This window comes from Paenibacillus sp. FSL H8-0280 (genome assembly GCF_045040665.1).
Classification (GTDB): Bacteria; Bacillota; Bacilli; order Paenibacillales; family Paenibacillaceae; genus Paenibacillus; species Paenibacillus xylanexedens_A.
On record NZ_CP150296.1, the window covers coordinates 40,882 to 52,689 of the forward strand.

The 11,808-nt window shown below is 48.0% G+C and carries 9 protein-coding genes; 8 read left to right on the forward strand and 1 reads right to left on the reverse strand.

Annotated elements, in window-relative coordinates; genetic code table 11:
* Nucleotides 1-75: 75 nt before the first annotated feature.
* Together glmU and MHI12_RS00205 are read left to right on the forward strand one after the other, a co-directional pair.
* Complete coding sequence (gene glmU, locus MHI12_RS00200; protein WP_260633062.1) at nt 76-1,467, forward strand: bifunctional UDP-N-acetylglucosamine diphosphorylase/glucosamine-1-phosphate N-acetyltransferase GlmU; 1,392 nt, start codon at nt 76-78, stop codon at nt 1,465-1,467.
* A 101-nt stretch (nt 1,468-1,568) separates the two neighbouring features.
* Nucleotides 1,569-2,522: a ribose-phosphate diphosphokinase gene (locus MHI12_RS00205; protein WP_017691370.1), complete on the forward strand. Its 954-nt coding sequence runs from the start codon at nt 1,569-1,571 to the stop codon at nt 2,520-2,522.
* Between the two features lie 291 nt (nt 2,523-2,813).
* Here MHI12_RS00205 and MHI12_RS00210 read toward each other — a convergent pair whose 3' ends face one another.
* Nucleotides 2,814-3,014: a hypothetical protein gene (locus tag MHI12_RS00210; RefSeq protein ID WP_024633712.1), complete on the reverse strand. Its 201-nt coding sequence runs from the start codon at nt 3,012-3,014 to the stop codon at nt 2,814-2,816.
* Between the two features lie 139 nt (nt 3,015-3,153).
* On the opposite strand from MHI12_RS00210, the gene pth reads away from it, so the two are divergent.
* From pth to MHI12_RS00240, 6 genes are all read left to right on the forward strand, one after another.
* Nucleotides 3,154-3,714, forward strand: a complete 561-nt coding sequence (gene pth, locus MHI12_RS00215) for an aminoacyl-tRNA hydrolase (RefSeq protein WP_036606126.1) — start codon at nt 3,154-3,156, stop codon at nt 3,712-3,714.
* Nucleotides 3,715-3,812: 98 nt separating this feature from the next.
* Nucleotides 3,813-4,043: an anti-sigma-F factor Fin family protein gene (locus MHI12_RS00220; protein WP_017691368.1), complete on the forward strand. Its 231-nt coding sequence runs from the start codon at nt 3,813-3,815 to the stop codon at nt 4,041-4,043.
* 272 nt (nt 4,044-4,315) lie between these two features.
* Complete coding sequence (mfd, locus tag MHI12_RS00225) at nt 4,316-7,843, forward strand: transcription-repair coupling factor (RefSeq protein WP_036606125.1); 3,528 nt, start codon at nt 4,316-4,318, stop codon at nt 7,841-7,843.
* Nucleotides 7,827-8,987 carry a peptidylprolyl isomerase gene (locus tag MHI12_RS00230; protein ID WP_405171200.1) on the forward strand — a complete coding sequence of 387 codons (1,161 nt, stop codon included), beginning with the start codon at nt 7,827-7,829 and terminating at the stop codon, nt 8,985-8,987. Before mfd ends, MHI12_RS00230 begins: the two co-directional genes overlap by 17 nt.
* A 330-nt stretch (nt 8,988-9,317) precedes the next feature.
* Entirely contained in the window at nt 9,318-9,860 is a 543-nt protein-coding gene (gene spoVT / locus MHI12_RS00235) for a stage V sporulation protein T (protein WP_036606123.1), read from the forward strand.
* 167 nt (nt 9,861-10,027) lie between these two features.
* Nucleotides 10,028-11,785, forward strand: coding sequence for an oligosaccharide flippase family protein (locus MHI12_RS00240; protein WP_405171201.1), 1,758 nt, complete (start codon nt 10,028-10,030; stop codon nt 11,783-11,785).
* Nucleotides 11,786-11,808 lie beyond the last annotated feature (23 nt).

Consider the following 11,808-nt stretch of genomic DNA (forward strand, 5'->3'; position numbering starts at 1 on the left):
GATACTCATTGGATATAGATCAGCAATGCATTTCAATGGGATTTTCAGAACAGGAGGTCGTTAATTTTGAAACGAATGGCAATCGTTCTTGCCGCAGGGCAAGGAAAACGAATGAAATCAAAATTGTACAAAGTACTGCATCCCGTATGCGGTAAACCTATGGTTGGACATGTGCTGGATGCAGCACTCAGCGCAGGCGTTGAACGCAGTGTAGTTGTAGTCGGTCATGGTGCCGAAGCGGTGCAGTCATTTTTGGGTTCCAGAGCGGAGTATGCACTCCAGGCAGAACAATTGGGTACAGGTCATGCAGTGAAGCAGGTTAAATCTTTGCTTGGCGGCGAAACAGGCTCTACAATTGTGGTATGTGGAGATACACCGCTTGTGACCAGTGAGACGTTGGAAGGTCTGATGAAGCTGCATGAGAGCAGCGGAGCAGCAGCCACAGTTCTTACGGCTCAGTTGGACAATCCCAAAGGTTATGGCCGCGTTATTCGCGGAGAAGATGGATCTGTACAACGGATTGTGGAACAAAAGGATTGCACAGAGCAGGAAGATGCTGTGAATGAGATTAACACGGGCACATACTGTTTCGATAATGCAAAATTGTTCGCTGCCCTGGAAAAAGTGACGAACCAGAACGCTCAGGGAGAGTATTATCTCACAGACGTGGTTGGCATTTTCCGCAATGATGGAGAAGTGGTTGAGGCTTACATGTCAGATGACATCGCAGAATCCATCGGGGTTAATGATCGACTCGCACTTTCGCAAGCCGAAGCCTTCATGCGTGAACGTCTTGCCGTACGCCATATGTTGAACGGTGTGACAATCATTGATCCGTCATCGACATATATCGGAGCGGATGTTACGATTGGATCAGATACAGTATTGTATCCGGGGACGATCCTTAAAGGCACAACTTCCATTGGTGAAGCATGTCATATTGGTCCTCAGGCAGATGTGGAAGACAGCGTTATTCAGGACGGAGTTACGATTAAACATTCGGTAGTATCCAATGCCGAGGTTGGTTCTGATGCAACGGTAGGTCCATTTGCTAATTTGCGTCCAGGCACTAAACTGGGTCGCAACGTAAAAATTGGTGACTTTGTTGAAGTGAAAAATGCTACAATTGATGAAGGTTCCAAAGTATCTCATCTCAGCTATATTGGGGATGCCAAAGTAGGGAAAAACGTAAATGTTGGATGCGGGGCAATAACTGTCAATTATGATGGTTATAATAAAGCTGTGACAACGATTGAAGATGATGCTTTTGTAGGCAGCAACGTCAATTTGATTGCACCGATTACGGTAGGAAAAGGCGCTTATGTGGTTGCTGGCTCCACCGTTACTCATTCCGTTCCCGAGAATGATCTGGCCATTGCTCGTCCACGTCAGGAGAATAAACCTGGTTATGCGGAGAAGATTCGCGGACGTGCCAAAGCCAAGAAACAAAATGCCAAACCCCAATAAGGGGTTTTGATAACAAGATTGCCTCCCGAAGATCGGGGAGGTGCCGACATGTCGCAGACGCTTATTGATTCCAATGAACCAGCACGGAGGGTTTTTATTTTATGACTTATTTTGATTCGAAATTAAAAATATTTACTTGCAATTCTAACCCCAAGCTTGCCCATCAAATTGCTGATTATATCGGGATCCCTATGGGTGAATCTCACACAACCAGCTTTAGTGATGGCGAGATTCAAGTGAAACTCTCCGAGAGTGTTCGGGGTTGTCACGTTTATATCGTGCAGTCCACTTGCTTGCCGGTTAATGATAACCTGATGGAAATGCTCGTTATGATTGATGCACTCAAACGGGCATCTGCCAAGACGATTAACGTCGTTATTCCTTACTATGGCTATGCAAGACAGGATCGCAAGGCACGTTCGCGTGACCCGATTACAGCGAAACTGGTTGCTAACCTGATTGAAAAAGCGGGTGCAACCCGTGTCATCGCGATGGACTTGCATGCAATGCAGATCCAGGGATTCTTCGACATTCCGGTTGACCATTTGCTTGGCGTGCCAATTCTGGCTCAATATTTCCGGTCGAAACAGATCGAAAATCCGGTTGTTGTGTCGCCTGACCACGGTGGCGTAGTGCGCGCACGTAAACTGGCTGATTTCCTGAATGCACCCCTGGCGATTATCGATAAACGTCGTCCTGAGCCAAATGTGAGCGAAGTGATGAACATTATCGGTAACATCGAGGGTAAAACAGCCATCCTGATCGATGACATTATTGACACGGCGGGAACGATTGTACTGGGAGCGAATGCTCTGATGGAAGGCGGCGTAAAAGAAGTATACGCGTGCTGTACTCACCCGGTATTGTCCGGACCTGCGATGGAACGTTTGGAGAATGCACCATTGAAGGAAGTCATCGTAACGGATACCATTCCAATTACGCATGCTAATCCGACAAGCAAACTCAAAGTGTTGTCTGTAGCGCCTTTGCTCGGAGAAGCAATTATCCGGGTTCATGAGGAATTGTCAATCAGCAAGCTGTTTGAAATTGAATAAGGATGTCTGCATAAAGTAGTAGAGGGGTTACGTTTTCCGGTTCAATGGAAAATGTAACCCCTGTCGGCGTGCCGTTTTATTAAAAGTGAAACAGACGCTGGTCAGTCCATATAAGTTGAACTACTCATTTACACAATAACGGAGAGGGCAGAAAAGATCTGAAGAAGCGAAGTTAAAAGCTTTCTGAAAGAAAGCTGCTTCGGAAGCATATGCCTTCGACTTAACAGCGATCGGAAGATGTTTCTGCACGCGCAGTGATCCAGGGTAAAATGGTTCGTTCATCTTATATGGTTAATACCCGGGGCGGGAGATAAATCGGAAACGACGCCGATGAAAAAGCGTGTCGGCAATTTCGACGAATTGATTATCGAAACGTGTGATTAGACCAATCTCAATATGGGTGTCGCGGTCGTATACCTGTACAGGTACGTGATATTCGAGATGATAGATAAAATCGCTATGTTGAGTCAGTTGTCCATTGTCTTCGCGCAAAACCCGCTCACCTTCCTGGGTCGATAAAATATGAACTGTAAATACTACAGTAAATCGATCTTTACTTTCCTGATATTATATGAAATATAACATTCGAAGTCTATGCCTCACCTCAGTCTAATCCGAAGGAGGGAACAAGATGAAGTGGATTGTCGGACTTGGAAATCCAGGCTCGAACTATGCCAAAACCCGTCATAATATCGGTTTTATGGCACTGGATCGGTTGGCTGATCGTCATAATATCTCCATTACACAGAATAAATGTAAAGCGCTGATTGGAGAAGGCAATATTGGCGGTGTGAAAACCGTACTGATCAAACCAATGACCTATATGAACTTGTCTGGTGAATCGGTTCGAGCATATATGGATTTTTATAAAGTTAGTCTTGAAGATCTGATTGTTGTGTACGACGACATGGATACAGAGATTGGCAAAGTCAGATTGCGTTACCAAGGTAGTGCAGGCGGACATAATGGAATCAAGTCCATTATTCAGCATACCGGTACACAGCAGTTTAACCGGGTGCGCATGGGAATATCCCGGCCTGAACCAGGACATGCCATTGTTGATTATGTACTGTCGACATTCATGAAGAAAGAAAAGGAAGCCCTTGATCAGACCATTGAGCAAACGTGTGATGCCCTGGAGCATAGCTTGACTCATACGTTTGAACAAACAATGGCGAAGTTTAACGGTTAATTTTGTAAGACATACTGGTAAAATGATCATACAAGACGGGTTCGATTCAGCCATACTGGACATACTGGATGTATAAACCATGTTCAGGAGGCATAAACATGTCAGTGAATTACGTATGTAGGCATTGCCGTACCTTTATTGGACGAATCGATTCTGCCCGGATAACGGAAGTAGAGCTCGGCTTTCATTTCTTGACCCCCGACGAGCGGAGGGATATAATAGCGTATAATTCCGGTGGTGACATTACCGTTCGGATTACATGTGATTACTGTAAGGAAGCCCTGGAGCACAATCCGGAGCTTAGCCTGCTCGCGAGTCCGCTTCAGTAGACATCGCCCGTACAGGATCGAATGACAGTTGAGGGCGGTTGCGTAATAACGCTCCACCTTTTATAGCCTTGGCAGCCTGCTGAGGCTTCTTTTCAGTTGGCATGAAAGCCATGGCTATCTCGAAATTAGGCTCAGCCGCATCAACAGATGTGGCAATGTTGCGAGTAATCCGATATGATGAAACAGGACAAAAAGGAATTTGTATCCATTTTAATAGTGATGCTACGCGTATGCGTGAGATAATCAAGTAAGTTATAAGAGAGGTGCCCCTTTTGTTACAAGCACTTATACAGGCTTTTTCCAAAGATCCGGACTTCGGGTCCATTACAGCCGGAATCAAGTCCGGCATGAAGGAACAATTGGTTTCGGGTCTATCCGGCTCGGCGCGTCAGATTATGCTGGCTGCCTTGCATCAGGAAATGAACCGACCATTGCTCGTAGTAACACATAATATGTTTTCAGCTCAAAAAATTGCAGAAGATTTACAGGAAGCGCTTTCACCTGATCAGGTGTTGATCTATCCTGCCAACGAGCTTGTCGCTGCGGAAGCTGCTGTTTCCAGCCCGGAAACATTGGGTCAGCGTATTGATGTGTTGGTCCGCTGCGCCCAGGGATTCAGGGGCGTTGTTGTTATTCCTTTTTCCGGGGTAAGACGTTATGTTCCGCTTCCGGAAGTGATGGCCAATGCTCGAATTTTGATTAAACAGGGCAACACACTTCAACTGGACTCCTTCCTGCTGGAGATGGTAAAGCTCGGATATGAGCGTGTGGAACGCGTGGAATCTCGTGGTGAGATGAGTGTACGCGGAGGTATCATCGACTTCTATCCGGTTACTTCATCGATCGCATATCGGGTGGAGTTATTTGATGATGAGATCGACTCCATTCGGACATTTGATCCAGCGGATCAGCGTTCGATTGAACGGATTGAAGAAATTACGGTTTTACCATGCAAGGAGTTAATTGCAGATCGTGAACGTATGGAAAAGGCTGCCGATGCGGCTGCTCTTTTGCTGGAGCAACAGCTGGAGAAAATGACGGACCGACAGGCGAAGCTGCGTCTTCGTGAGGAAATTCACCGGGAGATCGAGCTTTTGCGGGAACACGTGTATTTCTCCGAAATGTATAAATATATTTCTCCGCTCTATCCCGAGAACAAAACGATCTACGACTATATGCCAGAAGATACCCTGCTGGTTCTTGATGAGCCTGCCAGACTATCGGAGACATCAAAACAGCTGGACCGTGATGAATCAGAGTGGAACCTGCATTTGATGCAAAACGGAAAAACACTTCCGGATCTTCCATTATCCGCAGACGGTGATGAACTCTTGTATGAGCGTCCATTCCAGACGCTGTTTATGTCGATCTTTTTGCGCCAAGTTCCACACACTCAACCACAAAACATTCTGAACTTCATCAGTCGTGGCATGCAGGATTTCCATGGACAGATGAATGTACTGAAGGCAGAGATGGAGCGTTGGCAGAAGGCCGGAGTCAAAGTGCTCATGCTGGCGAACGGTGAGGAGCGACTCGAGCGGATGCGCCGGGTACTGATGGACTATGATATTCCAGAGCCAGAGATGATGATCGGTAATTTGCAAACGGGATTTGAAATGCCGTCCATTCATTTGGCTGTTGTGACCGAGGGCGAGATGTTCTCGCAAAAACAGCGTAAAGTACGCAAACCGATTCGGAATGTAGATAATGCTGAACGGATCAAATCCTATAGCGAGCTAAAAGTGGGCGATTATGTCGTTCACCAGAACCACGGGATTGGTAAGTACCTGGGGATCGGCACCCTCGAGGTTGGTGGTATTCATAAGGACTACATGCATATTCTCTATGCGGGTGGAGACAAACTGTCTGTACCTATTGAGCAGATCGATCTGATTCAAAAATATGTTGGTTCCGAAGAGAAAGAACCGAAAATATACAAGCTGGGCGGCAATGAGTGGACACGGGTCAAAAATAAAGTCCGCACATCCGTACAGGATATTGCTGATGATCTGATTAAGCTGTATGCAGAGCGTCAGACCTCCAAAGGGTTTGGATTCGACAAGGATTCTGCGGAGCAGCAGGAGTTTGAGGACATGTTCCCTTACGATGAGACACGTGATCAGGTGCGTGCGATCGAAGAAATCAAAAAGGACATGGAACAAAACCGTCCAATGGATCGTTTATTGTGTGGGGATGTTGGTTACGGCAAAACCGAGGTGGCTATTCGGGCTGCATTTAAAGCAGCTATTGAAGGCAAACAGGTGGCTGTACTCGTGCCAACAACCATTTTGGCACAGCAGCATTTTGAGACGTTCCGTGAGCGCTTCTCCGGTTATCCGTTCAACATTCATGTGCTTAGCCGGTTCCGCTCCCGTAAAGAGCAGAATGAAACAGCCAAAGGCATCAAGGCAGGCACAGTGGATATTGTCATCGGGACGCATCGATTGCTGTCGCAGGATCTGGTGTTCAAGGACCTGGGACTGCTCATTGTTGATGAAGAACAGCGCTTCGGTGTAACCCATAAGGAAAAACTGAAGAAGCTGAAAACCAATGTGGACGTGCTGACGCTGACGGCAACGCCGATTCCGCGTACGCTTCATATGTCCATGCTGGGTGTGCGTGATCTGTCCGTTATCGAGACTCCACCAGAGAATCGTTTCCCGGTGCAGACCTATGTGGTTGAACACAGTCAGGCGCTTGTTCGTGAAGCCATTGAGCGTGAGCTTGCCCGTGGTGGGCAAGTGTATTACCTCTACAACCGTGTTCAGGGAATTCAGGAGATGGCTGCCGAAATTTCTGAACTTGTGCCTGAAGCCAAAGTTGGTGTGGGACATGGTCAGATGTCGGAAACAGAGCTGGAGAAAACGATCTTGGACTTCCTGGATGGTGAATATGACGTGCTTGTGAGCACAAGTATCATCGAGACCGGGGTAGATATTCCGAACGTAAATACACTGATCGTACATGATGCGGATAAAATGGGACTCTCCCAGCTGTATCAGCTGCGCGGACGTGTGGGTCGTTCCAACCGTATTGCGTATGCCTATTTTACGTACCAACGGGATAAAGTGCTTACTGAAGTTGCTGAGAAACGTCTGCAATCCATCAAAGAATTCACCGAACTGGGTTCAGGTTTCAAAATCGCCATGCGTGACTTGTCGATTCGTGGTGCGGGAAATCTGCTAGGAGCGGAGCAGCATGGTTTCATCGCTTCCGTCGGGTTTGATCTGTATTCCCAGATGCTCGCAGAGGAGATCAACAAACGCAAAGTTACGATGCTTGGCGAGGAGCCGGTACCTTCTGATCAGTGGAACACAACCCTGGATCTCAGTATCGATGCCTACTTGCCGTCCGATTATATCTATGACAGTATTCAGAAGATTGAGATCTACAAAAAAGTGGCGGTCATTGCATCTTTCGACGATGCGATGGAATTGGAAGACGAATTGGTTGACCGATTCGGTGATCTTCCGGAAGCCGTCATTAACTTGCTGGCTGTTGCGCGGATGAAAGTATACGGCAAAATCTACGGTATTGAGTCCATTTCCCAACGCGGTGAGGACATTACCGTGAAGTTCTATGAAGGGCGTGAACATGCCTTTGAACTCTCGAAAATCGCGCACATTGGAAATCAGTTCGAAAGACGTGTACAATTTGAACAAGGACCCCATATGCTGATTCACGCTAAAGGCAAGGGGCTTGGGGATAAGCAACTGATGGAGCTGGTAGAGAAAATTCTGGAGTCCATGAAAACTGCTTTTAAATCAAAGGGGGAACTAAAGGATGTTACCAAAGTATAAAAAAGTAGGAAAAGTACTGTCTGTGAGCATGGTCGCAGTACTATCCTTATCACTGCTTGCTGCATGTGGCAAGAAGGAAGAAGCAAAAACACCTGAATCGACGGATACAAGTGCTGTAGTCGCTACGTATGATGGTGGTACCATTACAGCCAATGAATTCGACATGGAGCAACGTGTCATGAAATTCCTCTATCCGGAGTATGCACAAATGATGGATATGGACGATTTCAAAGAGTATCTGGTGAAACAGGAAGTTGCTTATGAATATCTGAGTGGCAAAGCAACTGAAGATGCTAAAACAGCCGGTACAAAAGCGGCAACTGAGCAATTCGATAAAATGAAAGCTTCTGTTCAGGCAGATCAATGGACAGAAATGCTCAAAGCTCAGAACCTGACTGACGACAACATTAAAGACTACATGACTCGGATCATGACAGTAATCAAAGATAAAGAAACAGGTGTTACGGACGATGCAATCAAGGCTGAGTTTGAGAAAAACAAAGATCAGTTCACAACGGCTTCTGTTCGTCACGTACTGATTAACTTCACAGATCCAAAAACGCAAAAAGAGCGTAAAAAAGAAGATGCACTTAAAATTGCAAAAGAAGTAAAAACCAAGTTGGATGGCGGAGCTGATTTTGCTGAAATTGCAAAAAAATATTCCGAAGATCCAGGTTCTGCTGAAAAGGGTGGACTGTATGAAAATACACCTGTAGGTAGCTGGGTAGAGGCATTTAAGGAAGCTGCAAAAACGTTGCCACTGAACAAAATCAGTGATCCAGTAGAGACAGAGTACGGTTACCATGTCATGAAAGTGGAAGCTCGTACAGAAGCGGACTTCACCAAATTGACGGCTGAGCAAAAAGAAAGCCTGAAGAGCCAATTGGCAGCTGCTGAGATCGATACGTTCATGCAAAATGAATTGGACAAAATCGTAAAAGAAGTTAAGTTGCCAAAAACAGAAAAAGCTGAAGAAGGCACAACTGAAGGTACAACTGAAGGTACTACAGGTACAGGAACTGAAGGAGAGAAAACAACCGAACCAAAAACGGATGACTCCACAGGTACGGATACCAAGACTGACCAAGGTACGACTGGAACAGACAAAGATGCAACTACAGATGAAGGTACAAGCAGCAAGTAAGCTGGTAAAATTGCTGTGTTAGCATACGTTCAGGGTTAAATTCGCCCGAATGAATGCCTTGTACTACGTAAATATGGACAACCATACAGAGAAGCAAGGGGAGGACTTAGGACCTCCTTCTTGCTTCTTCTTGTATCTATTCAAGCCATATGGGTACATGGTCGCCTTCTTCGAAAGTTACACAACTATATTCTCCGAAGCATGTATAAGGAAATGGGAACAGATGAATACTATGGTCAAGATATCACACTAAACGTTCTGGGACTTTCCTCTACCCATTAAGGAACAGTAGTTGAAAAATCTTCTCGAGAAAGTGGGGCAACATGTGAAATGAAAGCTACTGGTATTGTCCGCCGTATAGATGACCTTGGTCGTGTGGTCATTCCAAAAGAAATCCGCCGTACGTTACGTATTCGTGAAGGTGATCCACTGGAAATTTTCGTGGATCGTGATGGAGAAGTTATCCTTAAAAAATATTCGCCAATTGGCGAACTTGGTGATTTTGCCAAAGAATATGCAGAATCCCTGTATGAGAGTACAGGACATGTAACGATGATTTCTGACCGGGATACCATTATCACGGTGGCAGGTGGTTCGAAAAAAGAGTATTTGGACAAGCAGGTAGGTCAACTGTTAGAGGGATGTATGGAAAACAGGAAGACCATTTTGGAAACAAACAACGGTTCTTATGAACTTAGCAAAGATCATGACGAGACGTTATCCTCTTTTGTTATTGCGCCGATTATTTCAGGTGGTGACCCCATCGGAACGGTTATCCTGTTCAATAAGGATGAATCGGTGAAGATGTCTCAGATGGAAGTGAAGATGTCTGAGACGGCTGCTGGTTTCCTTGGCAAGCAAATGGAACAATAGATCGCAGATCAACTCCTGGTGCCCTGTTTTGGGCATACGGGAGTTTTTGCATTTTAAGGGACAACGAAGTTAATCCGGGATGATTGTGATGGGAGAGGGTTAGTCTGTGTGCCTTCAGGCAGTTATAATAGCAAGGTATGCTTAAAAGGATTACGCAGGAGGGAATTATGAAACAGCCGTCTACAGGCTCAAGGCTGCTACAGGGTGCATTTATACTTGGGCTTGCCGCCATTATCTCTAAAATCATTGGTGCTTTTCAGAAGATTCCGCTGCAGAATCTGGGGGGAGACGGTGTATTTGGCATCTACAATACGGTGTATCCGTTATATATGCTCATTATCACGCTTGCTGCTGCAGGGCTGCCGTTGGCCGTATCCAAATTCGTAGCAGAACAGAACGCACTCGGAAGACCAGACGAGAGCAGAAGAATTATTCGACTATCTTCCCTACTGCTCGGGGGAATTGGAATTATAATGGCGCTCTTGATGTATGCAGGTGCGCCGCTGATCGCTGACATGATTGGCAACGGCCATGTGGTTCCATCGATTCGTGCAGCTTCATGGGCGTTATTGTTCGTACCTGTGATGACAGGGCTGCGAGGATATTTTCAGGGATTACAGCAGATGGTCCCAACAGCGGTATCACAAGTGGTGGAGCAGACGATACGTGTCACCGTCATGATTGTTCTGCTTCTGTGGTTGATGAGACGGGACGCTTCGCTTGAGACTATTGCTGCTGGTGCCATGATGGGCTCCGTTGCTGGTGGAATGGTTGGGCTGTTAACCATGTTAGGGTACATGGTCCGTCATCGACGAAAAGGCAGGGAAGTGGTCAACGGGCAATTGGATTCGGAATGGAGCAGTAAAGGGGGAGAGGTTGGATCAGAACGTCAGGAGCGTCAAGAGCATCGGGAGCATAGGCCGGTTACGCCACAGAAGAAAACGGTGAGTGCTATTAACCCGGCTCTGGCAGAAAGATCACGATCCAATGGGGAGTGGATCAGGACGCTGCTCATGTACGCCATTCCCGTTTGTCTCGGGTCGCTTGCTGTACCGCTGATGAATCTGGTGGATACCTTCACCGTGCCCCGATTGCTGCGAGGAGAAGGACTGGACGAGCTTCAGTCAATGGTTTCCTTCGGCATCTATAACCGTGGATTGCCGCTGGTTCAACTGGTGACGATGCTGGCCACGTCACTGTCTGTGCTGTTTATTCCGGCGATGGCGGAAGCCCGGTTAAAGGGCGGGCCAGAAGCCGTTAGGCAGCAAGCAGGCCTCGCGCTGCGCTGGTTCTGGTTGATCGGCCTGGCGGCATCCGCGGGTCTCGCGGTGCTGGCGGAGCCGATTAACCGCATGCTGTACGGAGATGCCGCAGGCACCGAAGCACTGCGGTACATGGCGCTGACGGCTGCGGGCAGCACCGTCAGCATTATTGCGGCGGCGCTGCTGCAAGGCCTCGGCGCCGTGCGCGCACCCGCGTTCAGCATGCTGGCCGCCGCAGGCGTCAAGGCGCTGCTGAACGTCATGCTTGTGCCGGCGCTGGGCATCAGCGGCGCGGCTCTGGCAGGCGCAGTCGCCTACATGCTGGCGGCTGGCCTGAATGTGGCGCTGCTGGCGCGACTTGTCGCCCTGCGCCCTGCCCCTGGCGCCGTCCTGGCGAAGCCGGCGCTGGTGATCGCCGCCATGAGTCTGGCGGCGGTAGGCACGGCCTGGGCCGCCGAAGCGGTACTCGGCGGCATGGGTATCGCGGCCGACCGCCGGCTGGCCGCGATGGGCGTGAGCCTGCTGGGCATTGCCGCAGGCTCGGCCGTGTTCTTGCTGGCGGCGGCCCGGACAGGGCTACTGACCGCCGCGGAGCTGGCGGCTGTGCCTAAGTTGGGGCCTCGCCTTGCCAAGCTGCTGCGCAGACTGCGTGTGCTGCGCTAGCTTCATGCTCACGGTGCTTCTGC

What these genes read in the sequence shown, in the direction of transcription:
- MHI12_RS00205 (WP_017691370.1), top strand. Translation starts at nt 1,569, where the DNA reads ATGACTTATTTTGATTCGAAATTAAAAATATTTACTTGCAATTCTAAC.
- glmU (WP_260633062.1), top strand. Translation starts at nt 76, where the DNA reads ATGGCAATCGTTCTTGCCGCAGGGCAAGGAAAACGAATGAAATCAAAA.
- pth (WP_036606126.1), top strand. Translation starts at nt 3,154, where the DNA reads ATGAAGTGGATTGTCGGACTTGGAAATCCAGGCTCGAACTATGCCAAA.
- spoVT (WP_036606123.1), top strand. Translation starts at nt 9,318, where the DNA reads ATGAAAGCTACTGGTATTGTCCGCCGTATAGATGACCTTGGTCGTGTG.
- MHI12_RS00220 (WP_017691368.1), top strand. Translation starts at nt 3,813, where the DNA reads ATGTCAGTGAATTACGTATGTAGGCATTGCCGTACCTTTATTGGACGA.
- MHI12_RS00230 (WP_405171200.1), top strand. Translation starts at nt 7,827, where the DNA reads ATGTTACCAAAGTATAAAAAAGTAGGAAAAGTACTGTCTGTGAGCATG.
- MHI12_RS00240 (WP_405171201.1), top strand. Translation starts at nt 10,028, where the DNA reads ATGAAACAGCCGTCTACAGGCTCAAGGCTGCTACAGGGTGCATTTATA.